Consider the following 24,900-nt stretch of genomic DNA (forward strand, 5'->3'; position numbering starts at 1 on the left):
CTACTTATTCGACTTCCCCATCAATTTCTGCCGGCTCACAGATCGAGAACGACGGGATCGGCCTTCATCGGGCCGCCGCATTGTTCGCTGCCGCCGACGCGTGTCCACTTCAGGGTGAAGTCTTCTTCCGCCAAGACTTTCCCGCCGTCCGTGAGCGCCCGGACCGTCACAGCAGTCGGGGCCTGCATCATGAAGCCCATGCGCCACGTGTTGTCATCCACCCGGGAAGCGGAAAACTTGGAAGGATCTTCCGGCTCCCTGCCCTCCCTTACGGTGCCGCTGCTTACAGCGCCGGTGGACGGAACCGTGAGAAAATTCTTCGACCCTGTGTCCGGAGCGCGCTGCACCGGATCCGAGCAGACTCCCTCGGAACACAACTCGACGAGGTGGACCTGGGAGGTATCACCAGTCAGCTCGACGGTCAGGCTGCTGGACCAGCCGATGGCCGGGCACGCCTCGGTCATGCACCCTGCGAGGGATGCAGCCAATACCGCGACGAGTGGCACCAGTGGCTTCCGCATAAGAACAGTCTCCCGCACATACAACCCTCGCATGCGCTTGGGAGGCAAGGCTGGCGGGCCGGAACCGGCGGCTCCCGGCCTGAGTTCTCTGGCGCGGCGTACTTCGCCGTCCTAGCATGGGCAGTAAGGGCTTTCGGCCCGTCCGGCTGCAGGAAGGAGTCAGCATGGCGCCCATGCCGCAGGACGCTCAGCCTTCAGGCCTCGCCGCCGCCTTCCGCGCCGCGTTCGCCGGCCATCCCGCAGGTGTAGCAATTGTGACCGCTGCGGGACCGGATGGGCCGGCAGGCATTACCGCGTCTTCCGTGATTTCCGTGTCTGCGGAACCTCCCGTGCTTGCGCTTTCCATCATGCCCAGCAGCGAATCCGGAGCCGCACTGCTCGCGGCCGAAACGCTTGCCGTCCACCTGCTCACTACCGCCAACCGCGGGCTTGCCGAGCTTTTCGCACGTCCCGGTTCGCACCGCTTCGGGTTCAACATGGACTGGTACACCGCGCCGACCGGCGAACCGATCATCCGCGGCGTCGGCACGGTGCTCCGCTGCAAGCCCCTTGACCGGATGCCCGCCGGAACCGGCATCGTCCTTGCTGCTCAAGTGCTGCAGATTCTCGACGGCGGCTCGATCGCCCAGCCGCTGGTCTACCAGCGGCAGACCTATTACGCCCTGGACACCTGGTCAGCCCTGCGCAGCCGGAGCTAATTTCAGCAGCCGGGCCTGATTTCATCGTCACGGCGACAGCTCCCGAAGGCAGGCGACAGCTCCCGGGCACCCGGCCCGTCAGAGCGCTCCGGCTAGCTGGCCATACAGGAAGACCCCAGCCAGAACCGCGACGGCGCCGGCGCCGAGCTTCCATGCCGGCGAGCCGGGTTTCAGGATGCTCCAGGCGACCAGCAACGGTGCGGCAACCAGGATCAGCGCCGCAACGAGGGTGAGGACTCCACCGAGCGGATCCGGCTCCGAACATTCCAGGAAGCAGCCACTGAAACTGACCATCGCGATGAATGCCAGAATAGCGGCCGGGTAGCCGACGATGAGCCAGCCGAGCAGCACGGCCAGCACCGCAGAGATTATCCTGGTGCGTCGTTTGTCTGGGTCCAGCACTCCTTCTGGCACGGATGCAGTCTACCGTCGGATTCTGCGCAGGCTGACTATTGTCTGTCCGTCACCCAGCCTCTACGCTGAAGCCAACGACAGGAGTCCACATGGAGTTCGCCATTGTCATGATCGTCCTCGTAGTGGGCGCCGTCGTGTGGCTGCTACTGGCAACCCGCGCTAGCCGCATGGCTGCCAAACGTGACCGGGCCACCCGCCGCGCCGATGCCGGTTGGGTCGGACCCGGAGCATACGGGGCCGGGACCATTGGCGGGCTCGGCTTCTACGATTCCGGCAGCTCCTCCTGCGACTCCGGTGGCGGCGGCGGCGAGTAGAAAGCGGTCCCGGGTCAGTTAGTGCCCGGCTCGAAGCGGTAGCCCATCCCCGCTTCGGTGAGCAGGTAGCGCGGTTTCGCCGGGTCCGGTTCGAGCTTGCGGCGCAGCTGCGCGATGTACACCCGCAGGTACTGGGTTTCCTTCGTGTAGGCGGGTCCCCACACATGGGTCAGGACCTGCTGCTGGGAGATCAGCCTGCCGGGATTGCGGGCCAGCAGTTCCAGAATGTTCCACTCAATCGGCGTCAGCCGGACCGCCACTCCGTCGCGGGTGACGCGCTTATCGATCAGGCTGATCTCGGAGTCCGAGGTCTCCACGGTGGGGCTCTCCGGCGCCCGGACGGGCTGCCTTGCCGGATGAGGTAGCCCCCGCCTTGCGCATTTCCCGTCCCTTCAAGTCAACGCCGCAGAACTCCCTCAAAATCCGGTGTTGATATTTTCCTGAAGGCACCGGGACGGTTTCTAACGGAATTCCAACGCCTGCGCGGACGCAGACGTAGTGAGAGTCGTCGGTGCTGAGCGTGGCCAGCCACGCAGGCGTGCGCCCGGTGCTACTAGGGTAGTATTGTGGTATGAAAATCAGTGTCAGTCTGCCAGCTGAGGACGTGGCAATCCTCGATGAGTTCGCTCGCTTAAAGGGTCTTGCATCTAGGTCGGCCGCGTTACACCACGCCGTCGGAATGCTGCGCCTTCCCGAGCTGGAGCGGGACTATGAGGCGGCTTGGAACGAGTGGGAGGCATCAGGAGACCACGCGACGTGGGACGCGACTGCGGCCGACGGGATCGCCGATGCTGCGCGGTGAGATTCGTCTCGCCGATCTAGACCCCGTCCGCGGAAGCGAAGCCAACAAGCGACGCCCCGTAGTGATCGTCAGCAATGACCGTGCAAACTCGGTCGCTGCACGGCTCGGCCGCGGGGTGATCACCATCGTACCGATCACCAGCAATATCGACCGGATTTTTCCCTTCCAGGCTCTGCTTTCCGCAGCCGACAGCGGGCTGCGGCAGGACTCCAAGGCGCAGGCCGAACAGGTCCGCTCGCTCGCAGTTGAGCGGCTAGGCGATGCCCTCGGGCACGTCCCAGCCGACGTCATGGCGAAGCTCGACGACGCGCTGCGACTGCACCTACAGCTGTAGCCCAAATCCGCTCACTGGGTGCCTGGCGTTCGGTTCGCCATCGTGGTCTTTGCGGACGTTTAGCCCGGCGCCGTCGCTCTGAAAATGTTCCCGGACGCACAAGGAATTCCGGTACGCTCTCCTGGGTGGCCACTGCGTTGCGGCTCAGCTCCCCCAGCGCCGCCGCTTCCGCCCCTGCAGTGGACGCCTCCCGGTTGCGCTGCGCCGAATGCGCACAGGCCGCACGTGGCCACCGAGCAGGAGTACGCGATGATGGAAGCCGCCCAGCGCAGCATCAACCCGGTGCCGGGCAGCGCGGACGTGCTGTTCCTGGAGATCGAGGTCAGCGACCCGTCAAGCTTCAGCGACGCGCTCCACGTCCGCGGCACCGATATCGGCGGCCACCGCATCCTGCGCGTGAAGAGCCCCGCGGCGCCCAATGCGATCGCCGCCATCCTGCTGGCGCTGCGCGATGCCACCGGGGTGCGGCCGCACGCCTATTTCGAGTGGTCGGAAGGCAATCCGCTCACGCACTTGATGCGCTACCTGCTGCTCGGCCAGGGCGACACCGCGCCGGTGGTGCGCGAGATCATCCGCGAGAACGAGCCGGATCCGGAGCGCCGTCCCGCCATCCACGCGGGCTGAATACCGCCGCCGGGATTACCACCGTCGAGGAATTACGACGCCGGTGACGCGCCCAGGGGCAGGGTCATGAAGACGCTGTGGGGATCCAGGCGGTAGTCGGCAAACGGCGGACATTCGATGAAGCCGTGGCTCCGGTAGAGCCGCCGTGCTGGGGCAAAGAATTCGTCCGAGCCGGTTTCGAGACTGACACGCTCGTAGCCCCGGCTACGGGCAACGTCGAGCAGCTGGGCCAGCATCACGGTGGCGACTCCGCGTCTGCGGGCGCCGGAAGCCGTGCGCATGGACTTGATCTCGCCCTCCTTCGGCGAGAGTTCCTTCAACGCGCCGCAGCCGAGGAGCATCTGTCCGTCCCGTAGGGTCCAGAAGGCGATCCCGGGTGCGGAGAACGCGTCGACGTCCAGGGCGTGCACACTCTCCGCCGGCGAGATCGCGTGCATGTCCGCCAAGTGTTCCTGCAGCAACTGCCGGACATCCGCGGGCAGTACTGCTTCCGGCTCGATCCTCAGCGTCGTCGTCATTCGTGTCCTGGCCTGCCTGCGCTCCTGATGCTCCTGCCAGAAAAAATACCAGCCCGCGGCTTACGACGGCGAAGGCCGGTGCTCACCGCTTTGGCGGGCGCCGGCGTCGTCGTTGTTTGTGGTGGTTGTCATGCAGGTTCCAGCGCGGCGCGCATGGCACGGATGAAGGCTTCAGGCTGTTCGGCGGCGGGATCGTCGCGGCAGTCGTCAATCACGTGCAACGCCCACCCATAACGGGCAGCGGCCTCTTCGGCGGTCTTGAGCCGCACTTGTAGGTCGTAGCGCCCGTGGATCAGCGTGGTCGGAACGTCTATCCTGGCCAGGTCCGCGGGCGGGATCGGCCGCATACCCAAGCCCGTGATCTGCCGGCGCACTGCCGACTGCACGCTCGGCGTTCGGACCCGATCGAGGGCGTAGTCCATCAGCGGCTCCCAACCGTCGCCGATCCGCTGCCGGAGCTGCTCCCGGTCCAAGAAGCATTGGTCGAAGAGCCGATCCCGGCTCTTGGCAGTGGGCCGGGCCATGAAGCCCATCATGGGGATGGCGAACCTCGGCGCAGGCCGGTACCATGCCAGGCCCATGGTATCCACGAGCACTAGGTGGGCGAGGCGATGGCCGTGGTCAGCCGCATAGCGGGCAGCGATGGCACCGCCAAGCAGGTGGCCCGCCAACACGGGCGGGGAATCGCACGTAGCGTCGATGAGCTGATTGAGCCACTCGAGCACACCGTTCGCATCGAGCGGGGTCCCGCCCGTGTTTTCCGACGCGCCCTGCTCGGGCAGATCCGGTATGACCAGATGATGCGTCTTCATCAGTTCGGGTACCACCCGGAGCCAGACTGCGGCGAACTCTCCGTGGCCGTGTAACAGCACGATCGGCGGGCCGTCGCCGCCCTCCAGCACGGCGGTGGATACGCCATTGAGCTGCCGGACCTTCTCCGTCAGTGGAATCGCGGCGAGCAGTCGCTCCCGTGTCCCGTTCCCTTCATTCGTGTTCATCGTCCTCACCTTCCTCAAACCGTTCCTTATGCTTGAGCATCCCACCGGGCATTTGTGTGGCGCATCGGGAAGACGGACCATCCGTCCCGGCGAAGGGTAATGGGCAATTTGGTGTAGGAAGCTGGCGTGGCGGCCCGTGTTAGGCGAGGTCGTTATCGTAGGCGAAGGCCGCGGCTGCCGTGCGTGATGACAGACCGAGTTTGGTCAGGATATTGCTGATGTGGCGGGAGACCGTCTTTTCGCTGATGACCAACGTATTCGCAATCCCGCGATTGGTCGCGCCCGTGGCGACAAGCCGGAGCACCTCGATTTCCCGCGCACTCAGCCCCCCGGCTGCCTGCGCCGTCGAACGTCTCGAGACTTCCGCGATCTCCCTCAGGTCCGGTGCCGCCCCCAGCTTCTCAAAGACGTGAGCCGCAGCGTCGAGTTCCATTTCCGCAGTGTCATGGTCCCCCAGCGCATGGTAGGCGCGGGCCATGATGACGCGGAGCCGTGCCCCTTCGTAGGGAGCTTCCACCTCCTGCCATGCCAACCACGCCGCACGCAGCGTGGTGCAGGCGGCTGTGTAGTCGCCCTCGCTGACCAGGACCATGCCTCGTACGGACCCGGCCATGGCCTCCAGGTACGGGGAGTCGAACCGATGGGCAATCTCCTGCAGATTCTCTGCGACCTGCTTGGCCCCGTTCGTGTCGCCCGCTGCGAGCGCGATCCGGACGTATGCTGCGAGGATTTTCGCCCGCTCGACCGGACGCTCGGCCGCATCTGATGCCACCCGGCGGATCGCCGCAAAGGCGTCTTGTACGTGGCCTTGGTCAAGCCGCAGCAGGGCCAGACCCGGATGCACACTATGTCCGTACGCTGCGGCCTCGCGGTAAGCCACCTCGGCATCGGCGTACTTGCCGCGCAGCCGGAGGATCTCCGCCTGCTGGTATTGGGCCATCCCCATGACCGGGTTCCCCGGCTGCGCAGCAAGATGCTCACAGGCGCGACGTATTTCAACCATCGCGTCCTCCCACTGGCCGTGCAGCTGCATGATCTCCGAGCGGTGCACAAGGCACTGGCCCCGGTAAGGCCGGAGGCCTTGCTGCTTGGAGCACCATTCGCTCAGAGCCGCCGTCCACTCCTGGGCGCGGGCCAAGTCGAAGGTGTCCCGGCATGCCAGTATCACGGCGCAGTAGACAATCCCGGCGGCGATCGGGGAAACCTCCCCGGTGGTCACGCAGAGCATTGCCTCATCCAGCATGGCAACGCCGCGCGCCGCCTCCCCCATCGCGACCAGCGACTGGCCCAGACCGAGCCGGCTGAGGGCCGTGAGATCGGCGTCGTCGAACTCATTGGCGATGGCCACCAGCTTGTCGAAGGTCTCGTAGGCGCTTTGAGGGTCTGCCTCCAAGGCCTGCAGGCCGGCCGGAATCATCAGGTACCCCTGCTCGACCGAGCCAGGCAGCCTTTCCTCGACCAGCCGCTGAGCCCGGCCGAGCCATCCTCCGCCACGGGCATGCTGGCCGCGCAGCAGCAACGTGATCCCAAGCCAGAACGCGCACCGCACGGCTCTTTCGAGTCCGCCCTGTCCGAGGTACGCCTGATAGGCGCGCTCCAGATCCTCGACGGCGGCCTCATCCCGGCCGGTCAGATACGCGGCTACCCCGAGCCGTTCAAGATCGGCAGCCTCAAGCGAGCCTGCACCGTCCGCGTCCGACAAGAATTGGTACGCGTCGTCCCAGGCATGCCCCGTACAAGCTGCACGGCCCCGCTCGATCGATTCTGTGATGGCCATAATTGCCTCTCATCGAGGGCTCCATTTTACGTCCGCGGTGAGTACGCTGTGGAGGGACAGCCAGCACCGCTGACCAGGAGGACATCGTGCGGCGGATTATCAACTCGACCTATATTTCGCTCGACGGTGTCATCAAGAATCCTCAGACCTGGCCAACCCTCGAAGGGCACGACGACGTCGGCGCGGATCTTCAGCTTGAGCTGCTGCAACAATGCGACGCCGTCCTGCTGGGCAAAGAGACCTTCGAGAGCTTCGCCTCCGTGTGGGAGGGTCAATCGGGAGATCCCTACACCGACCAGATCAACCGCATGACTAAGTACGTTGTCTCGTCGACGCTGGTCGAGCCGAGCTGGGAGAACAGCACCGTCATCACCGGCGATCCCGCCGCCGAGGTGCGGCGGATCAAGGGGCAGCCCGGCAAGGACATCGTGACCTATGGCTTCGGCCGGCTGGGGCGGGCACTGATGGAACACGGCTTGCTGGACGAGATCCGGCTGTGGGTCCACCCGTTCTTCATCGGCGGGACCGATGCGGACAGCCTGCTTTTCGGGCACAGTCCCGCCGCGCGCCTGGACCTGCTGAACACTCAAGTCCTCAAGAACGGCATCATCGTCCTGTCCTACACAGTGCGCCATAAGCCCGCCTAACTGGCGCTCAGAACCTGCCGGCGCGTGTCAGGAATCGGGCGGCTGGTTCATCCAGAAGTCGCTGAGAGCCTTCACTGTCCCAGCCGCTTTGGCAGCGACGACAGCCAGGGCACCGATCGGGCCGCAGCCGTTGACCAGCACGGAGCTGCCTGCCACGTCGCCAGACCGCGACCGTGTGCAGCGCGACGCCGAACGGATCAGCGAGCGCGGCCTCCTTCGTCGACACGCCCTTGGGCACAACCCAGACGACGGCTTCGCCGATCACGACGAAGAACCAGATATCGAGGCCACCAATACTGATACCTCAGTACCTGCTGAGGAGTAACATGGGGCACCCCAAAGCAGAGGAGAGTCCCGTGGGCAAGGTGGTCATGTACGGCTCGGTGTCGGTGGACGGCTTCATCGCGGACGAAAACGACCAGCCCGGACCCCTGTTCGACTGGTTGACCAGCGGTGACGTCCCGTTGGACGAGAGCGGCGTGTTGAAGGTGTCGCAGACGTCCTACGACTACACCCGGCCGTACTGGGACCAGATCGGGGCGACAATCGCCGGCCGCCACGTCTTCGACATGACGGATGGCTGGGACGGGAAGCCTCCGGCCGGGGTCGACCACGTGGTCGTCGTGACGCACCGGCCGAAGCCCGAGGGCTGGGACCCCGAGGCGCCGTTTCACTTCGTCGACGGCGTCGAGGCGGCCGTGGCCAAGGCGCAGGAGCTTGCGGGTGACCGCATCGTCGAGGTCGCCGCTGGCGACGTCGGTGGCCAGGTGCTTGCCGCGGGCCTGCTCGACGAGGTGCGCATGGACCTCGTACCCGTCGTGTTCGGGTCCGGCAAGCGCTACTTCGGGTCGGTCCACGCACAGCACCTGTTGGAGGATCCGGACGTGGTGATTCAGGGCAACCGGGTGCTTCACCTGCACTATCGGGTGCGCCGCTGAACCTACCCGCGGTCCAGCTCGCCTTCGGCCAGACGCTGCACCACGGCGGTGAGCATGTGCAGGCCGGCGACGATGTGCTCGTCCCGGGTGTACTCGAGTTCGTTGTGCGAGATGCCCTCCACCGACGGAACGAACAGAGCGGCCGGCAGTGCGAGGAATGCTTCTCCACGGATACGTTGGCCAGCCGCTCGATCTCGGCCATCCGGTCATCCAGAACTGGTCGGTTCGGGCCAGCACCTCCTCGTCCGCGAAACGCAGGTCCAGCAGCAGCGTGCCAGGGAACCGGCCGGCCATCTTCCGCGCGGCGACCACCAGCAGAGTCGCCGAGTGCTAGCGGCGGCTATTCGTAGATACGGGCGACTTCGCGTTCGATGTCGACGATCTGCTCTGTGTTGTAGTCGGCTTTAGGTCCCGGGGTGTAACGGACCGAGCGCAGGTTGCCGTTGTAGCGGAAGCAGCCATGGCGCTGGGACAGTTCCCAGTCCACGGGCCCTCCGCGGTCCAGCCCGATGCTGATTCCGGCAAAAGGGCACATCCCTGCCAGCTGCAGTACCGGGCCCAGCTTTAGCAGGGGCTGTCCCGAGGCCTCCGCTTTGATGGACCATTTCAGTCCGGGGAGCGTTTCAAAACTGATGGTGAGCTGCTGATCGCCTTCAGACAGGGGCGCGGTGGCACGGAAGAGTTCACCGTACTGGTTGTAGCCCAGATGCAGCTGCCCGTCCTCGATCCAAAGTACGTAGCCGCCACCTTGGTCTCCATGTGCCACCAGCACGCCCGAGTTCCCTCGCCGGTGCTCGAGTGAGATGTCGATCCTGAAGGAGCGTAGCTTGGTGAGTTTACTGGAGCGGAAGCGTTCGAGCGTGGGCATGCCCGGATACAGGGTGACAGGCTGTTCCAGGACCAGTTCCGTGGAGGGCCGGTTCCGGTTGAACGAAGCATCGTCATTGAGGGGGAACACCTGGTTGTGCCAGGCGGCGTCCTTCCATCTGGCGGCAAGTTCGCGTACTTTCGCCGGGAATTCGCCGGCCAGGTCGATGGTTTCGGTCGGGTCGGCAGCCAGGTCGTAGAGCTCCCAAGAGTCCTCCACCCACTCGGGGCCGTTCATTTGTGGAGCCACGGCTTTCCAATTTCCGTCCAGAAAGGCGCGGCGGCCGTTGAGCTCCACGTACTGTTCCGAGTGGCGGGTGGGCAGTTCAGGCACACGCAGCCAGTCGTCGAAGGACAGGCCGTCGACCTCCTGGGCCGGCAGCCCGTTGCGTTGGGTGAGCGGTTCAATCCCGGCCAGCTTCAGCAGGGTGGGACTGAGGTCGGTGGCGTAGGCGTACTGGTGCCGCACGCCGTCGTCTCCAGGACCCCGCGGCAGCCCGGCAGGCCAGGACAGCACCATCGGCACTCGGACTCCGCCGCCGTAGGTGTGGGTCTTATACAGCCGAAACGGGGTGTTGGATGCATACGCCCAGCCGCGCGGGTAGTGGACATAGGTCCGGGGGCCTCCGATCAGTTCCGGATCCCGGGGCACATCCGACTGCCATTCCGGCGGCAGTCCTGTGCGTTGGGCGCTGAATCGGCTGAAATAGCTGCGGGTACCGGTTTCCCCGCCCTCGGCCGTGCCGCCGTTGTCGGAGGTGAACACGATGACGGTATTCTCGTACTCTCCGATGCCCTTCAAATAGTCCGTCAGTCGTTTCAGGTTCTGGTCCACGTTGTCGACGGCGGCCGCGTAGGCCTCCATATACCGGGCGAAGAGGTGCTTTTGCTCCTCCTTGAGTGAGTCCCACGGCACAACGTCCAGACCGGGTTCGGTGTTACGCGGGGCGCAGGAGGTGCCTGTCGGGAACAGGCCGTCGCGGATCTGCCGGGCGAAGCGCTCCGAGCGGACATGGTCCCAGCCGGACTGGTAGCAGCCCCGGTACTTCTCCATATCCTTCGCCTTGGCTTGGACGGGCCCATGCACTGCGGTATGGGCAAAGTAGAGGAAGAACGGTTTCGTCGGGTGGCTGGCCCGCAGTGATCCGATCATTTCCAGTGCCCGGTCGGTCAGGTCGTCGGTCAGGTAGTAGTCGTCCCGGTACTCGTCGATGACTACCTGGCTGTTGTCCTGTACCAGCCGGTGGGGGTGGAACAGCGAAGTGAATCCGTCCATGCACCCGTAGTAGCGGTCGAAGCCGCGCTGGCAGGGCCAGGAGCTCTTGTCCGCGCCGTCGTGCATTTTCGACTCGACGGTCAGGTGCCATTTGCCTACCATAAACGTTGCGTATCCGCCGGCCCGGAAGTTCTCGGCCAGAGTCGGTGCGTCCTGGGGCAGTTCCATGGAAGAGTGCGGGAAGCCTGGGTCGATGTGCGGAACGAAGGAGAAACCCGCGCGGTGCGGGTTCAGCCCTGTCATCAGTGATGCCCGCGCCGGGGCGCACATCGGCGGCGTCTGGTAGTTTCCCAGCCGGTACCCGGCGCCAGCCAACTCTGCCAGCGCCGGGGTGTCAATCTCCGAACCGAACGGCGAAATATCGCTGTACCCCATGTCATCCATGAGCACGACGACCACATTCGGCGCCCCCTGCGGGGCGCGTACCTGTTCGGGCCATGCAGGAATGGACTCCGAAGCCCGCTCCCCCACCACTCCCGCGAAGCCGTTGTATCCCCGCACGGAATAATGTCCGGAATTGATCTCGCCGGCCATAGAAACATACTCCTTATCAAGAGAGTTCCCGCCATGCCGGCGGATATCCCTGATCGTCCTATTTGAAAATGGTCTTGTTCTGTTCAATAACTTCCTGTGCCGCCTTGGCAGCTTCCTGCACCGGCACGTTCCCGACGAGGTCCTCGCGGATCTCGTCCAGGGACGGGAAGTCACCGGGCGGGGTGCTGCCCGGACGTACGCCGTAGACGCCTCCGGTTGCCAGGGCGTTCTGGCCTTCCGCGGTGTAGAGCCAGTTGTAGAGCAGCTCGGTAGCCGCCGGGGCGGGGCTGTCCTTCAGGAGGCAGCTGTAGTGGTATTCGGCGCGCACGACGTCTTCAGTGGGGAAGACGAAGTCCACGGGCAGCCCGTCTGCCATCAGATCCTGATACTGGTTGTACTGGCCCATGACGTCGATGGCCCGTTCTCCGGTAGCGATGGACTGTGCTGCGAGCGCCGACGTGTTGGCAACCAGCGGTTCGTTGGCGGCAATGCCCTCGGCCCATGACATGTCGAAGTCTCCAACGTTGATCATGGCCGCTAGTGAGTTGGTAAAGCCGTTCACACGGTGCGGGTCACTCACCAGCAGTTGGCCCTCCCACTTCGGGTCGGTCAGCTCGGTGAAGGAGCGGGGGGCTTCCTCGGCACTGACTTTGTCGGTGTTGTAGGCGATGCCAAACGGGAAGAGCGAGAGGGCGCGGTATTCCTTGTCCTCGGACACCTGGTCGAGGCCGATTTCCTCATCGGAAATGGCGAACGGTTCGTATGCCTGGCAGCGGTCGGCGCTGTGTGTGAGGCTGGTCAAGGCAGGGCCGCCGCTCTGGATACCGCCCACCCGGTTGCCGCTGGCGAATTCCTGGTCGAGGCGGGCAGCCAGTTCGGCGCCGAAGATGTATTCGTTTTCGACCCGGATTTCCGGATAACGCTGCATGAACGTCTGGTATGCCTCGGAGTAGCTTTCCTCGGCAGGACCGTAGGTCACCACGAGCGTTTCACCGCTGTCGACCGCCTTTTGGTACAGCGCGTCCATTTGTTCCTGGACCTCGGGGGAACCCAGCGAGGCCGGGTCGAGTTCGCCCTCGGACTCCCCCCCGGTGAGGTCGGCGCAGCCGGTCAGCAGCATGGCCGAGACTGCGACAAAGATTGGTAATGACTTCTTGTTCATCTGACTCCCCTTGATTAGCTTGCTTGGTTTTCTGTTTCGAGCAGTACGACGGAGCGCGACGGGAATTCGACGCGAACCTGCGACCCGGCGGCGTCGAAGTCGCCGGTGCCGGTGCGGACCTTCAAGTCCCCCGCCGGCGTCTTGATCAGGTGTTCGACTTGGTCCCCGAGGAAGACGGTGCTGGCCCTTTCCGCCAGGAATGAATTCTGCAGCTCGGACTGGGTCTCGTGCAGCCTTACGGCGGTGGCCCGGATCGCGATTTTCACAGCCGATCCGGAGGAATAGGATCCCGATTTGCCACAGATGATGCGGCCGATGCCGTCGACGTCCACGATGCCGCGGTCTTGTTCGTTGCCCGCGAAGGTGCCGGTAAGGATGTTCTCGTAACCCAGGAAGTCCGCGACGAAGGCGTTGGCCGGGTAGGAGTAGATCTCTTCCGGGCTCCCGATCTGCTGGATATGTCCGCCATACATGACTGCAATCCGGTCCGACATGGTCAGCGCCTCGACCTGGTCATGGGTGACGTAGATGGAGGTAGTTCCGATCCGGTTGTGCAGCTGCTTCAACTCCGTCCGCATGGTTCCGCGCAGCTTGGCATCCAGGTTGGACAGCGGCTCGTCGAACAGCATCAGCGCCGGGTGTGCAACAAAGGCGCGGGCGAGTGCAACGCGCTGCTGCTGCCCTCCGGACAGTGCGCCCACGGAACGGTTGGACAGATGCCCCAATCCCACAACGTCCAACGCCTCGGCTACCCGGCGGCGAAGCTCATCGGGTTTGGCCCGGCGCATCCGCAGCGGGTACGCAACATTGTTGTGCACGGTCATGTGCGGCCACAGGGCATAGCTTTGGAACACCATGCCGGCATCGCGGCGGTTCGGGGGTACGCGGTGTGCGCCATCGACGACTGTCTTGTTCCCGATGCTGATTCTGCCGCCCTCGGGGTTCTCCAGTCCGGCGACACAGCGCAGGGTCGTCGTCTTGCCGCAGCCGCTGGGCCCGAGCAAGGTCAGGAACTCGCCGTCCGCTATGTCCAGATCGATAGCGTCGACGACCACGTTGTCCTGGTACTTCTTTGTCAATTTCTCAATTGCTACTGCTGACATGGCTACTCCTGGCGGGGGTGGGGTCCGTGCGGGACATGAGGGGATCGTTTTCGGGGCTGAGGACCTGCCCTGCCCCCTGGACGTCAAGGGCGATGAGACGGCGGGCCTCCCGTGCCTGCTTCCTGCGCATCAGCCGGCCGATTATCCACCGGGCCAGGTATACGAGGCCAGCAATCGCACCGCCCACCGCGAAGACCAGCACGAAGAGCGCGGCGGCCATCGAACTCTCGCCGTTGCCGTACAGCCGGTAAACTTCGACGGCCATGGTTTTATTGGTCGGCAGCGACAGGAGGATGGGAACCTCGAGGTTGCCGACGATATTGATGGCGCAGATAAACCAGGAGGCGAAGAACGACGGCAACATCAGCCGCAATACGATGCCGACCGCGACCCGTAGCGCGGTCGCGCCTGAAACCCGCGCCGATTCCTCCAGCTCCTTGCCGATTTGAGCCAAGGCGCCGTCGATCGTCCTCGCCGCAAGCGGTGTCGCCGCGATGACCAGGCCGATCAACACGATCCAGACCGTGCCGAACAACGGTGTCAGGAAGGGGATGGTCAAAAAGCCCCACACCAGTCCGAGTCCGAGCAGGATACCGTTGGCTGCCCACGGCAACCAGGTGGTCAGCTCCAGACCGCGGCGGACGGCGGCAGTGCCGTGCCGCCCGATCAGCCCGAGAACCAACGCGATACAGCTGGCAATTACACCGCCAAGGGTCGCCAGCAGGAAAGTATTCCGGATGGCCGGAGCAATCGCCGGGTCGCTCAACAGCTCCACGTAGTTATGCAGGGAGAGCGGTCCGGAGGCACCGAAGATCCGCTGCAGGGAACCGAGGATCACCTGTACTGCGGGCAGGATGACAAGGACGACGGCGTACAGCACGACCCAGGCATTGGCCGCAATGCCCCAGCGGCCCAGCTCCCAGTGAAACTTCCCGCCGCTCTTGCCGCCGACGGTGGCGAACTGCCGGCGGTCCAGCAGCAGCCATTTAGCGCCGACGAGCAACACGACAGCCAGCATCAGGACCAAAGCCATGGAGCTGGCCGCGCTGTAGTTCGGCGGGACCTGCTCATTGAGCAGTGAGAAGATCCTGGTGGAAACCACCGGGAACTGACCGGAACCGCCGACGAGAAGCGGAATGTCGAAAGCCGTCAGACCGATGATGAAGGCCAGGATGAAGGCACCGACAATCGAAGGGGCCATCATCGGCAGCGTAATGGTCAGGAACGTTCTGCGCGGGCTCGCGCCGAAGATCATCCCGGCCTCCTCCATCCGGTGATCCATGGCCCCGAATGCACCCACCATGACGAAGTAGAGCAGCGTGGAGACCTTCAATCCGAGGATGAAGGCCGTGCCCCAGGCACCGTCAATAGCGAATCCTTCGATGCCCACTCCAGCGAGGAATTTACTGAGCAAGCCCAGATTAGGGGTACCCAACAGGTCCCAAGCCAAGGCGAAGAACAGCGGCGGTGTGGCCAGCCCGATGACCGCCAACGGGGTCATCAATCCGGCAAGCCGCGTCTTGGTATTGGTTGCAATCCATGCCGAAACGACCGCGATCGCCGTACTGCAGATTCCGACCATGACTGCCAACCACAGCGAGTTCCCCAGTGCGGTGTAGGTGGCCGGATCGGCAAACGTCAATACAAATCCGGCCAGCGCCCAGGACCCGGCCTGCCCGGGGGCCGCATCCCGGAAGGCCCCGTAAATGATCATCGCGACCGGCAGAACGTACAGCGCCACGATCACCAGAACGATCAAGGCCATACTGCGCCGCGCGAGAAAATCAGCGAGGACGGGCTTCGACATACTTCGAAGCGGTTGCGCCATGGTTAGTCACCTTCGACAGTCGAGCGGGACTGACGTTATCGGCGTCTGCATAGTCCCTGAGTGTTAGCTACGTCATACTTATCGGTTCCATTAGACACGGCCCTAGGGTGAAGCACTATTAGTATTATTTGCACATTCGTATAAGACTTGCTTATGTCAGGAAAGGAGGTGCACATGGAGCGCAGGCAACTCGAGTACTTCGTCTCCGTGGCCCGTGAAGGCAGTCTCGCGGCGGCTGCGGAGGCCATGCATGTTTCCCAGCCTGCCCTGTCCCAAGCGGTGCGGCAGCTGGAGAAGGAACTCGGCACTGAGCTCTTCCACCGCCTGGCACGAGGCATGCGCCTGAGCCCGGCCGGCGAAGCTCTCCTGGACCCCGCCAAGCAGGTGGTCAGAGATTTCGCTACAGCGAAGGCGTCCGTGGACGAGATCATCGGGCTTGAGGCGGGGAGCTTGGAAATCATCACCATGCCCGGGATCGCGCTAGATCCGCTAGCGAACTGGATCTACGAGTTCCGGCTGCGGGCTCCCCGGGTGCGAATCCGGCTGCGGCAGTCTGAGAAGGCGGAAGACATCCCGAAGGCCGTCCGGTCAGGTGACTCAGAACTTGGGTTCGTGCAGAATCCCGAGAACTGTGAAGATCTGGCCATGAGGCAAGTAGGGGAACAAACCATAGTTGCCGTCTTCCCTCCGGGCCATGACCCCGGTAACGACGGCCCGGTAACAGGGCGTGAACTGCTCGCGGCAGGCATGATCGTAGGCGCCGCAGGCGCCGGGCCGGAGATCGTCCGACGGGAAATCCAGCGGTCCGGCACCCTTCAGCACCCCATCATTGAAGTTGAGCGCAGGGATTCAGCCCTCTCACTGGTGCTGGCCGGCGCGGGGGCGGCACTGCTGCCGCGCGCACTGGCAGAACTCGCTCAAGCCAAAGGGGCCGTGATCCGCGAACTGGATCCACCCATCAGACGCGACATATACCTGATCCACAGAAACGGACCGCCATCACCCGGCGCCCGGTTGTTCAAACAAATCCTCGTCGACCTCGACGAAGAGCAGCGGAAAGATGGATGAGGTCCCATGATCGTCGTACGGCACCGCTACCGCGTAGCTGCGCGGAGTTCCAATACGCCAGACTCGGCCAGCAGCAATTACGGCTTGCGGACAGTAACGGCGACAGCCCTTTGAAGGCGCCGCGATCTGGCCTGCCTGGGTCAGGCCCTACTTCCCGTCCAGCTCCCCCTCGGCCAGCCGCTGCACCACGGCGATAAGCATGTGCAGGCCGGCGACGATGTCCTCGTCCCGGGTGTACTCGTGTTCGTTGTGCGAGATGCCCTCCACGGACGGGACGAACAGCATGACCGTGGGAACGATGTCCTTCATGTTGGTCGAGTCGTGCCCGGCCAGGGTCTTGACGCGGCCGTACTCCAGCCCCAGATCCACGGCAATCTTCTCCGACAGCTCCACGCCCTCGGGCTGGTACGGGGTGACCGGCCAGCAGTGTGAGGAGTGCTTCTCCACGGAAACGTTGGCCTGCCGCTCGATCTCGGCCATCCGGTCATGCAGCAGCTGGTCCGCTTGGGCCAGCACTTCCTCGTCCGCCGAGCGAAGGTCCAGCAGCAGCGTGACCTTCGAGGGAACGACCACGGGCGAGTTGGGGTAGACGTCCAGCTGGCCCACCGAGGTGTGGAGAACGCCGGGGAACCGATCCGCGATCTCCCGTGCGGCAACCACCAGCAGCGAGGCGCCGAGCAGCGCGTCCTTGCGGTCGGCGATCACGGTGGAACCGGTGTGCGCCTGCTCGCCGTGCACCACCAGCTGGTATTTGTTGGCGGCCCAATTCGAATCAACCACGCCGATGGTGATGCCCGCCCGCTCCATGCTGCGGCCCTGCTCGATGTGGATCTCCGCGCAATAGGCGGCTTCCGGCCCGTCACCGGCGCCGAGGCAGCCGATGGATTCCAGTGCCTCCCCCACCGTGACGCCGGCGGGGTCCGCCGTCGTTAGCGCATCCTCGAGCGCAAGCTTGCCGGTGTAGACAGAGCTGCCCATCATCGAGGGCTTGAAGCGTGCGCCTTCCTCGTTGAACCAATTGACGACGGCGAGGTTGTACTTCGGTTTCGACGTCCCGTTTTCGCTGCGGGCGGCGACCCGGATGGCGGCGTGCGCCGCGGCGAGGACACCGTACGCGCCGTCGTACCGGCCCGCCGTCGGCTGCGAGTCCAGGTGTGAACCGACCAGCACATAGGGCGCGCCGGGGACCAGTTCGAGCAGGCCGAACTGGTTGCCGATGCGGTCGAACTCCACGCGGAAGCCGTGCTGTTCGAGCAGCCGGGTCAGCCAGGCGCGCTGTTCGCCGTCGGCCGCGCTGCCAGCCAGCCGGTGCACGCCGCCGTTCGCGGTGGCGCCGAACGTGCACAGGGTGGCGAAATCTGCAATGAACTTCGCGTCGTCGCCGGTGAAGGCGGCCGGATTGGGTTCGACGATGGTGGCACTCATGGTTTCTCCTCGGGAAAAGCTGTTCGGGCGAAGTTGGGCTGGGTCAGGAATCCGTCCGCGGGGCGCGGGTTTCGGGATCCTGCAGCACGTGCAGTACGGCGGGCTTGCCGCTGGCGGCAGCGCGGCGGAAGGCTGCTTGGAAATCTTCGGTACGCTCCACCCGCTCGCCGTGGCCGCCGTACGTTTCCGCCCAGGCCGCGAAGTCCGGGTTGGTGAGGTGCGTGCCCGAAGGCCGCCCGGGGTATTCCCGTTCCTGGTGTTCGCGGATGGTGGCGAAGCACTGGTTGTCCACCACAATGGCGATGAACGTGCCGCCGTAACCCACCGCCGTCGCAATTTCCTGGCCGTTCATCATGAAGCAGCCGTCGCCGGCCACCGAGACCACCTGGCGTTCGGCGAAGATCAGGCTGGCGGCCACGGCGGCGGGAATGCCCATGCCCATGGCGCCGTTGCGCGGTGCTACCAGCGAGTTGGCGGCAGTGTGCTGCAGGTAGCGCCCCGGCCAGAGTGCGTGGTTGCCGGCGCCATACGTGATAACGGCGTCCTGCTCCAGTTCGCCGCGGAGGATATCCATGCACACGCCCATGTCGACGCCGGTCCCGCCGTCCGGCCGCGGGGTCGAGTAGCTTTCGTAGTCGGCGCGGGCGTCCGCGAGCCAGCTGGGCTCCGGCGCCGTGTTGTAGTGCTGCCCGGCGAGCGCCAGGCTGAAGGCAGTCACATCCGCGACGATGTGCTGGTCCAGCCGGCCGTGGTGGCCCAGTGTATCGCCGGGCATGACCAGCACGGTTTCGGCGGACAGGCCGCGGGTATAGCCGTCGCTGAGCACGTCGCCGCGCGGGCAGCCGATCAGCACCAGCAGGTCAGCCTCGTCGAGCCGGCGAGCGTTGGCGTCGCTGCGGGCGTAGCCGAGGTAGCCGATGTAGGAATTGCCGTCGTCGAGCACGTGTGGCACGGCGTCGTACGCGCGCCAGTCCGCGGCGACCGGCACGCCATGCGCTGCGGCCCAGCGGGCCAGGGCTTCGCCGGACTCCTGCGTCCAGCACTCCCCGCCGACCACGATCAGCGGCCGCTTCGCCTGGGCGAAGCGGCGGCCCAGTGCGTCCAGGTCCGCGGACGCGGGAGCCGTCCTGGCCAGGGCACGCGGCGCAACCGGGGCGCCGCGCTGCACGGCGTGGGTCAGCACGTCTTCGGGCAGGCCGATCACCACCGGGCCCGGGCGTCCGCTGCGGGAGGTGTGGATCGCGTCATCGACGACGGCGGCGGCCGAGGCTGCGTCGTCGAGCACCACCACTTTCTTGGCGGTGCTGCCGAACCAGGCGGTGATGTCGAACTCCTGGAACGCTTCGCGGCCGCGGTCCGCCACGGGGATCAGCCCCACGAAGAGGATCATCGGGGTGGCGTCCTGGTATGCGGTGTGCACGGCGATCAGCGCGTTGGCCGCCCCCGGTCCGCGGGTCACCATGGCCACGCCCGGCAGGTCCGTCAGCCGGCCCTCCGCGACGGCCATGAAGCCGGCGCCGCCCTCATGGCGGGTGATGACGGTGTTGATGGACGAATCGTGCAGCCCGTCGAGGACGTCCAGGAAGCTCTCCCCCGGCACGCCATAGACCCGGCGGATGCCGGCGGCCTCCAGCTGGGCGACGATCAGGTGCCCGGCGGAGATCGTGCCGGTCTCGGTGGCCATCCGGGTCTCGGTCATTACGCTCACTGGTATTCGTCCTCCACAGGTCTTGGTTGTCCAGGTACTCGCCGCAGTTGCCCTACACATCAATTGCCCTACACAGCTATGTGCAGAACCCGGCGCCCTGGCTGTCGGTCTTTCCCATCATGGCAGTCGGCCGGTCCGCTGGAACTAGCAATAGCCAACGGTTTATTTCCCCTACACTGTGCTCATGCACACACCCACTGGCAGTGCCGCCCCATCCCCCGCATCCCCCGCATCCCGCGCATCCCGCGCCGACGATGCCCGCTGGGTGCAGTTGGTGGGTGGGCTGAAGGACAAACTGCCGAAGATGCAGGAGCTCTTTGTCGAGCGGGTGCGGGCCATTCCCGAGTACTCCGGGCATGCCGTTTCCGGCGAGGACCTGCAGTCCGCCGCTGCCAAGGCGATTGAGCTGACGCTGGACGCGATGGCGGGCAAGGAGCACTACCCGCGGCTGCTGGAGTTCGCCACCGATCTGGGCAACCGCCGTGCCCGCCAGGGCCTCCCGGCCGAGGCTCTCATCTCCGCCGTCCGGATGGACTTCCCGATCATCTGGGCCACGCTGCTGGAAATTTCGAACAACGACGACGCCGCCCTGCTGGTCAACCGGACCGAGGAAGTCTGGCGGGTCGTGGACGACTACGCCACGGCCACCCACACCAGTTACCTGGCCGCCCGTGTGAGCATGGCGCAGGAGGAAGCCGGTGTCCGGCAGGAATTCATCTCAGCCCTCTTTGGTGCCCAGGGCCGCCTGCCCGAAACCCGCGATCGGTTTGCCAAGGCCTTCAACCTGAAGCCGGACGTGCCCTATGCCATCGCCGCAGCCAAGGGGCAGCCGGCGGCCGAGCTCCGGAAGATAGCCGCAGCCCCGAACCGTAGCCAATCCATGTTCCTGCATCAGGCCGAGGAGTACACCTACCTGTTCTGGCCGGAACCGCGCGGCGGCGGATGGCCCGGCGCTCTTGGTGCCGGGCTTTCTTCCCTCCCCTGCGGCCTGGCTACCGCCGACGCCGGACTGGTGGATCTGGCCGCGGCCGGCCGCATTGCCGCCGCTCTATCGGATCTCGCCGCTCCTGACGACCAGGAGCCCATTACCGTCGAGCGGCACTGGATCAGGCTGGCCCGCGCCCGGATGGATGCGCTCGGCGTGCAGCTCGGCGCCGGGTTGGACGCCCAGCTTGCCGCAGCCCGGCCGGATGAAATGGAGCGGCTGCGCGAGACCGTCTCCACTTTCCTGGCCAACGGCAGTGTCAGCGCCACGGCGGACCAGCTCTACTGCCACCGCAACACCATCCTGAACCGGATGCGCCGCTTCAAGGAGCTGACCGGGATCGACCTGATGGTTCCGGTTCAGGCCGCCCGCGCCGTCGTTGCTTGGGCCTGATTAAAACCCGCCGCTTGCGGACTACGTCACGACGCCCTTCCCAGATATTCGCGCAGCGCGTCCCGGACAATTTCGCTCGGCTTGCGATGTTCGCTCTCTGATCTTGCAACGAGCTGCGCGTCCAACTCCTTCGGGAGCCTGATGGAGCGAGTAGGCGAAATGCCTTCCTTACTCAAAGAGGGTTTCCCAACGGCACGACGGACGGCCTCTGGCGAGCCAAGTGCAGCTTCGAGCAGGGACCGTCCTGCTTCTGGTCCTTCGGCTTTGGTTATGCGAGCATTTGGTGCGATGTCAGCAGTTTCCGCCCACGCAGCGAGTTCCTCGTAGTGCTCCTGCTCCTGAGGGCTGAGTTCCGCTTCGTTGCTTTCCATAGCTTTCTTGGTGCTCATTCCGTTCCCCTTTCTGCAATTTCGACGATTTTGCGCCGTGCTTCCATTACGTGAAAGACCAAGATGTCATCAGGAGGGGTGATGACCACCATAACTTCGAGGATCATGCTTCGGTCTCTGGACGGGCCAATAAACAAATCCGGGCGGCGGCCGTTCCCTACGCGTGGTTCATCAAACTGCTCTATGTGGTAGGTGCTTACCCGCGCTCTCCGTCCATCTGATCGCCCTCTTAATATTGTCTTGCAATATTAAGGGCATTGCAAGACAATATGCTGCCTGTGGAAAAGAAGGGCCGCTGCAGTCGTTGCCGGCGTGGCAAGGGCAGCCCTTATTGGCACCCCATTTGCGCAGGCGGGAAAACGTTCAGGTTAAAGCGAGTAGGTGCTGTGGCCGCTGACCATGGTGTTCCGACGGCGCCAGCGCGCTCGAGGCTTCGCAGCCGTTTCGACAACAGTAAAGGGGCAATCTTCGGGGTCCCCCGGCGTAGGTAAACGCCGGACATTCTGCCGCACCAGTACAAATTTTGAAGCGACGGTTCAAATCTGGCACTGGACGCAGACTGCATGTGGATCGATCCTTGAAGAACCACCAACAAGGGGCCATCAAGAGCTATTAATTTCTAAGGGCAAGACATGAGCGATCAAGATGTTGTCAACGGAATCAAAGCGAAGCACCGGGCCATGTGGGCCCTGGGCGACTATCCCTCCGTCGCCACGGAAGTCATACCGGCGCTGGGCCCGGAACTCGTCGTGGCAAGTGGAATCCGCCCGGACGAACGCGTGCTGGACATTGCCGCAGGCTCGGGCAACGCAGCCCTTCCGGCAGCCCGGATCGGCGCTCGGGTCACGGCGTCCGACCTGACACCTGCGCTGCTGGACGCCGGCCGCCGGCAAGCGGAAGGCGACGGCCTGACCTTGGAATGGCGGGAGGCCGACGCCGAGAACCTGCCGTTCGACGACGGCTCCTTCGACGTCGCGATCTCCTGCGTGGGGATCATGTTCACTCCCAACCATCAGGCCAGCGCCGACGAACTTGTCCGCGTCCTCCGGCCCGGAGGCAGAATCGGGCTGATCAACTGGACACCCGAGGGCTTCATCGGCCAAATGTTCAAGACCATGAAGCCGTACGCTCCGCCGCCACCTCCGGGCGCACAACCGCCTCCCCTGTGGGGCAACGAGGAGCATGTTCGGGAGCTGCTGGGCGACCGGGTGACGGACGTCGTCGCGAAACGGGAGAAGCTGATGGTTGACCGGTTCGGCACACCGGAAGAGTTCCGCGAATTCTTCAAGACCTGCTACGGCCCCACCATCACCGCGTACCGCAACATCGCCGACAGCCCGGAGCGGGTGCAGGCGCTGGATGACGAACTGGCCGAGCTGGCACGCACGAACCTTGGCAACGGCAGGATGGAATGGGAGTACCTGCTGTTCACGGCCGTCAAAAAGTGACCGGGCCTCGGCAGAAACGCCCCTGAGCAGAAGAAGCGATCCCAGCGGAAGGTGAGCGCGCCGCCCAAAGCGGGCGGCGCGCCGTCGTCGTTGGTTGAAAGAAGGAGTTAGCGGGACGGGAAGGGCGAGGCTGGAGCAGGTGTGCATGTGCCCAATGTGTGAGCGCTAATCGTGTGTGGATCTTTCTTGTGACGCCCGCCACTCCGCGGGGATAGTGGTCTGCACAACCAGCTTGTTCCGCACCGCAGGGCGAACATCAGAGCCGCCCGGTGCACCTTCATCCCTTCCTCATTGGAGCTTACGAATGTCTTCTGCAGCCACGCGAAGCGCTTCGACAAGTGCACGACTCGACCGCGCAAAGATGCGCAAGATTTCCACCGCCAGCGTTATCGGCACCACCGTCGAATGGTACGACCTCTTCCTCTTCGGCACGGCGTCCGCGCTGGTCTTCAACCGGATCTTCTTCCCCGAACTCGACGGCGCCATCGGCACCATCCTTTCCTTCCTCACCTTCGCCTCCGCCTACCTGGCCCGCATGGTGGGCGCCATCCTCTTCGGCCACTTCGGCGACCGGGTGGGCCGCAAGTCCATGCTGCTGATCTCGCTGATCGCCATGGGCGCGGCGACCTTCGCCATCGGCCTGGTGCCGGACTACGCCACCATCGGCATCGCCGCTCCGTTGCTGCTGCTGACCTTGCGCCTGATCCAGGGCCTGGCCCTCGGCGGCGAATGGGGCGGCGCGGTCCTGATGACCGTGGAGCACGCGCCGGAAAACAAGCGCGGTTTCTACGGCTCCATGGTCCAGATCGGCGTGCCCGTGGGTACCCTGATTGCCAACGTGGCGTTCCTGCTGGTGGCCGCCAACCTGTCCGAGGCCGACCTGCTCAGCTGGGGCTGGCGCGTACCGTTCCTGCTCTCCGCCATCCTGGTGGGCGTGGGCATCTACATCCGGCTGAACATCGAAGAGACCCCGTCCTTCCAGAAAGTCCGCGAGACCGGTGCCAAGGCGAAGATCCCGTTTGCCGACCTGATGCGCAAGTACTGGAAGCAGGTCATCCTCGGCGGCGTCGCCACCCTCTCCACCGGCAGCACGTTCACCTTGCTGGTCGCCTCCGGCGTCAACTACGGCACTACCGAGCTGGGACATTCCAGCGACACGATGCTCTGGGCCGTCATGTTCGCCTGCGTCCTGGCCTTCATCGCCATCCCGTTCTTCGGCCGGCTCTCCGACCATGTGGGCCGCAAGCCGATCATCTTCGCCGGTGTGGCCGCCGAGGCGCTGCTGGCCTTCCCGATGTTCTGGCTGATGGACACCGGATCCGTGCCGCTGATGTTCGTGGGCTACGGCCTGATGATGCTGGCCTTCTCCGCCAACTACGGCCCGATCGCCACCTTCCTGGCCGAACTGTTCGGCTCCAAGGTGCGCTACTCCGGCCTGTCCGTGTCCTACATGCTCTCCGGCCTGCTGGGCTCGGCCGCTACCCCGGCCATCACGGTGGCACTGCTCGCCGCCACCGGCCAGAGCTCCTCGATCGCCTGGTATGTGATGGGCGCCGCCGCGCTGTCCCTGGTCGCGCTGTACCTGCTGACCGAGACCCGCTACGGCAACATCGACGCCGTGGAGGCAGCCCCGTCCAGCGAGAACCTGGACGCCCCGGCCGGCTCCGCTCAAGGCGGCACGGTTTATGGCGGCGCCGTCCAGGCTGACGGTTCCGAAAGTGCAGAGGTTGCCCGGTGACCATCCGGCGCATCCACGCGGCCACCGGCTCGATCGAGCCGGTGGGCCCGTACTCACAGGCGGTCGTCGCCAACGGCTTTGTCTTCACCGCGGGCCAGGTGCCCGCCAAGTCCAGTCTGGAGGACCAGCCGGACACGTTTGCCGAGCAGGTCCGCCAGACCATCCGGAACCTGGAGGCCGCACTGGTAGAAGCCGGCTCCGGCCTGGAACATGTGGTCAAGGTGAACACCTACCTGACCGAACCGGACCAGTTGGCCGAATACAACGCGGTCTACGAGGAATTCTTCGGCCCCCACAAACCGGCCCGCACCTCGGTGTGCGTCAGCTTGTGGGGCGTAAGCCTGGAGATCGAATGCGTGGCGGTAGTGCCCGCACAGGAGGAGAAATAACC

Annotated in this window: 25 protein-coding genes and 1 pseudogene; 12 read left to right on the forward strand and 14 right to left on the reverse strand. The window is 64.7% G+C overall.

Annotation, left to right across the window (positions count from 1 at the left end):
• Window positions 1–35 precede the first annotated feature (35 nt).
• Window positions 36–521, reverse strand: coding sequence for a hypothetical protein (locus AC3A4M_RS05385; protein WP_498734429.1), 486 nt, complete (start codon window positions 519–521; stop codon window positions 36–38).
• A 164-nt stretch (window positions 522–685) separates the two neighbouring features.
• Here AC3A4M_RS05385 and AC3A4M_RS05390 point away from each other — a divergent pair, with 164 nt between their 5' ends.
• Window positions 686–1,219 (forward strand): flavin reductase family protein, encoded by a 534-nt coding sequence (locus AC3A4M_RS05390; protein WP_498734431.1) that lies wholly within the window; start codon window positions 686–688, stop codon window positions 1,217–1,219.
• Between the two features lie 78 nt (window positions 1,220–1,297).
• On the opposite strand, the gene AC3A4M_RS05395 is transcribed toward AC3A4M_RS05390, so the two are convergent.
• Entirely contained in the window at window positions 1,298–1,633 is a 336-nt protein-coding gene (locus tag AC3A4M_RS05395) for a hypothetical protein (RefSeq protein ID WP_498734433.1), read from the reverse strand.
• 89 nt (window positions 1,634–1,722) lie between these two features.
• Here AC3A4M_RS05395 and AC3A4M_RS05400 point away from each other — a divergent pair, with 89 nt between their 5' ends.
• Window positions 1,723–1,947: a hypothetical protein gene (locus tag AC3A4M_RS05400; protein WP_498734435.1), complete on the forward strand. Its 225-nt coding sequence runs from the start codon at window positions 1,723–1,725 to the stop codon at window positions 1,945–1,947.
• A gap of 14 nt (window positions 1,948–1,961) precedes the next feature.
• On the opposite strand, the pseudogene AC3A4M_RS05405 reads toward AC3A4M_RS05400, so the two are convergent.
• Window positions 1,962–2,279 (reverse strand): annotated as a pseudogene (locus tag AC3A4M_RS05405) (winged helix-turn-helix domain-containing protein); the annotation flags it as partial.
• 239 nt (window positions 2,280–2,518) lie between these two features.
• Between AC3A4M_RS05405 and AC3A4M_RS05410 the strand changes: the two are divergent.
• The 3 genes from AC3A4M_RS05410 (at window position 2,519) to AC3A4M_RS05420 (ending at window position 3,707) form a co-directional block, all read left to right on the forward strand.
• A complete protein-coding gene (locus AC3A4M_RS05410; protein WP_498734437.1) occupies window positions 2,519–2,749 on the forward strand; it encodes a ribbon-helix-helix domain-containing protein in 231 nt (76 codons plus the stop codon).
• The gene (locus AC3A4M_RS05415; protein WP_498734439.1) at window positions 2,736–3,083 is read left to right on the forward strand and encodes a type II toxin-antitoxin system PemK/MazF family toxin; all 348 of its coding nucleotides are present in this window, start codon (window positions 2,736–2,738) and stop codon (window positions 3,081–3,083) included. Before AC3A4M_RS05410 ends, AC3A4M_RS05415 begins: the two co-directional genes overlap by 14 nt.
• A 225-nt stretch (window positions 3,084–3,308) precedes the next feature.
• A complete protein-coding gene (locus AC3A4M_RS05420) occupies window positions 3,309–3,707 on the forward strand; it encodes a hypothetical protein (RefSeq protein ID WP_498734440.1) in 399 nt (132 codons plus the stop codon).
• Window positions 3,708–3,739: 32 nt separating this feature from the next.
• On the opposite strand, the gene AC3A4M_RS05425 is transcribed toward AC3A4M_RS05420, so the two are convergent.
• The 3 genes from AC3A4M_RS05425 to AC3A4M_RS05435 all read right to left on the reverse strand — a co-directional run bounded on the left by AC3A4M_RS05425 (window position 3,740) and on the right by AC3A4M_RS05435 (window position 7,000).
• Entirely contained in the window at window positions 3,740–4,225 is a 486-nt protein-coding gene (locus AC3A4M_RS05425; protein ID WP_498734442.1) for a GNAT family N-acetyltransferase, read from the reverse strand.
• Between the two features lie 128 nt (window positions 4,226–4,353).
• Entirely contained in the window at window positions 4,354–5,223 is an 870-nt protein-coding gene (locus AC3A4M_RS05430; RefSeq protein ID WP_498734444.1) for an alpha/beta fold hydrolase, read from the reverse strand.
• 139 nt (window positions 5,224–5,362) lie between these two features.
• Window positions 5,363–7,000, reverse strand: a complete 1,638-nt coding sequence (locus tag AC3A4M_RS05435) for a LuxR C-terminal-related transcriptional regulator (RefSeq protein WP_498734446.1) — start codon at window positions 6,998–7,000, stop codon at window positions 5,363–5,365.
• 86 nt (window positions 7,001–7,086) lie between these two features.
• Between AC3A4M_RS05435 and AC3A4M_RS05440 the strand changes: the two genes are divergently transcribed.
• Entirely contained in the window at window positions 7,087–7,647 is a 561-nt protein-coding gene (locus tag AC3A4M_RS05440; RefSeq protein ID WP_498734448.1) for a dihydrofolate reductase family protein, read from the forward strand.
• 27 nt (window positions 7,648–7,674) lie between these two features.
• On the opposite strand, the gene AC3A4M_RS05445 is transcribed toward AC3A4M_RS05440, so the two are convergent.
• Window positions 7,675–7,803: a hypothetical protein gene (locus AC3A4M_RS05445; RefSeq protein WP_498734450.1), complete on the reverse strand. Its 129-nt coding sequence runs from the start codon at window positions 7,801–7,803 to the stop codon at window positions 7,675–7,677.
• A 200-nt stretch (window positions 7,804–8,003) separates the two neighbouring features.
• Here AC3A4M_RS05445 and AC3A4M_RS05450 point away from each other — a divergent pair, with 200 nt between their 5' ends.
• Window positions 8,004–8,585: a dihydrofolate reductase family protein gene (locus tag AC3A4M_RS05450; RefSeq protein ID WP_498734790.1), complete on the forward strand. Its 582-nt coding sequence runs from the start codon at window positions 8,004–8,006 to the stop codon at window positions 8,583–8,585.
• A gap of 340 nt (window positions 8,586–8,925) precedes the next feature.
• Here AC3A4M_RS05450 and AC3A4M_RS05455 read toward each other — a convergent pair whose 3' ends face one another.
• Genes AC3A4M_RS05455 through AC3A4M_RS05470 form a run of 4 tightly spaced genes read right to left on the reverse strand, consistent with a single transcriptional unit; the run spans window position 8,926 to window position 15,355 of the window.
• Entirely contained in the window at window positions 8,926–11,262 is a 2,337-nt protein-coding gene (locus tag AC3A4M_RS05455) for an arylsulfatase (protein ID WP_498734452.1), read from the reverse strand.
• Between the two features lie 58 nt (window positions 11,263–11,320).
• Window positions 11,321–12,424 carry an ABC transporter substrate-binding protein gene (locus AC3A4M_RS05460; RefSeq protein ID WP_498734454.1) on the reverse strand — a complete coding sequence of 368 codons (1,104 nt, stop codon included), beginning with the start codon at window positions 12,422–12,424 and terminating at the stop codon, window positions 11,321–11,323.
• 14 nt (window positions 12,425–12,438) lie between these two features.
• Complete coding sequence (locus AC3A4M_RS05465; protein WP_498734456.1) at window positions 12,439–13,527, reverse strand: ABC transporter ATP-binding protein; 1,089 nt, start codon at window positions 13,525–13,527, stop codon at window positions 12,439–12,441.
• A complete protein-coding gene (locus tag AC3A4M_RS05470) occupies window positions 13,508–15,355 on the reverse strand; it encodes an ABC transporter permease (protein ID WP_498734458.1) in 1,848 nt (615 codons plus the stop codon). Before AC3A4M_RS05470 ends, AC3A4M_RS05465 begins: the two co-directional genes overlap by 20 nt.
• 174 nt (window positions 15,356–15,529) lie before the next feature.
• On the opposite strand from AC3A4M_RS05470, the gene AC3A4M_RS05475 reads away from it, so the two are divergent.
• Complete coding sequence (locus tag AC3A4M_RS05475; protein WP_498734460.1) at window positions 15,530–16,423, forward strand: LysR family transcriptional regulator; 894 nt, start codon at window positions 15,530–15,532, stop codon at window positions 16,421–16,423.
• A 147-nt stretch (window positions 16,424–16,570) separates the two neighbouring features.
• On the opposite strand, the gene AC3A4M_RS05480 is transcribed toward AC3A4M_RS05475, so the two are convergent.
• On the reverse strand, window positions 16,571–17,848 hold the full coding sequence (locus AC3A4M_RS05480) for a M20 family metallo-hydrolase (RefSeq protein ID WP_498734462.1): 1,278 nt from the start codon (window positions 17,846–17,848) through the stop codon (window positions 16,571–16,573).
• A gap of 43 nt (window positions 17,849–17,891) precedes the next feature.
• Window positions 17,892–19,547 (reverse strand): thiamine pyrophosphate-dependent enzyme, encoded by a 1,656-nt coding sequence (locus AC3A4M_RS05485; protein WP_498734792.1) that lies wholly within the window; start codon window positions 19,545–19,547, stop codon window positions 17,892–17,894.
• A 193-nt stretch (window positions 19,548–19,740) separates the two neighbouring features.
• Here AC3A4M_RS05485 and AC3A4M_RS05490 point away from each other — a divergent pair, with 193 nt between their 5' ends.
• Window positions 19,741–20,934, forward strand: a complete 1,194-nt coding sequence (locus AC3A4M_RS05490; protein ID WP_498734464.1) for a helix-turn-helix domain-containing protein — start codon at window positions 19,741–19,743, stop codon at window positions 20,932–20,934.
• A 26-nt stretch (window positions 20,935–20,960) separates the two neighbouring features.
• On the opposite strand, the gene AC3A4M_RS05495 is transcribed toward AC3A4M_RS05490, so the two are convergent.
• Window positions 20,961–21,323, reverse strand: coding sequence for a ribbon-helix-helix protein, CopG family (locus AC3A4M_RS05495; protein ID WP_169990969.1), 363 nt, complete (start codon window positions 21,321–21,323; stop codon window positions 20,961–20,963).
• Between the two features lie 632 nt (window positions 21,324–21,955).
• On the opposite strand from AC3A4M_RS05495, the gene AC3A4M_RS05500 reads away from it, so the two are divergent.
• From AC3A4M_RS05500 to AC3A4M_RS05510, 3 genes are all read left to right on the forward strand, one after another.
• The gene (locus AC3A4M_RS05500) at window positions 21,956–22,771 is read left to right on the forward strand and encodes a class I SAM-dependent methyltransferase (protein ID WP_498734467.1); all 816 of its coding nucleotides are present in this window, start codon (window positions 21,956–21,958) and stop codon (window positions 22,769–22,771) included.
• Between the two features lie 304 nt (window positions 22,772–23,075).
• Window positions 23,076–24,509 carry an MFS transporter gene (locus AC3A4M_RS05505; protein ID WP_498734469.1) on the forward strand — a complete coding sequence of 478 codons (1,434 nt, stop codon included), beginning with the start codon at window positions 23,076–23,078 and terminating at the stop codon, window positions 24,507–24,509.
• Entirely contained in the window at window positions 24,506–24,898 is a 393-nt protein-coding gene (locus tag AC3A4M_RS05510; protein WP_498734471.1) for a RidA family protein, read from the forward strand. The genes AC3A4M_RS05505 and AC3A4M_RS05510 overlap by 4 nt, the downstream gene beginning before the upstream one ends.
• Window positions 24,899–24,900: the final 2 nt, after the last annotated feature.

Source organism: Arthrobacter sp. Soil_C_60 (genome assembly GCF_057656375.1).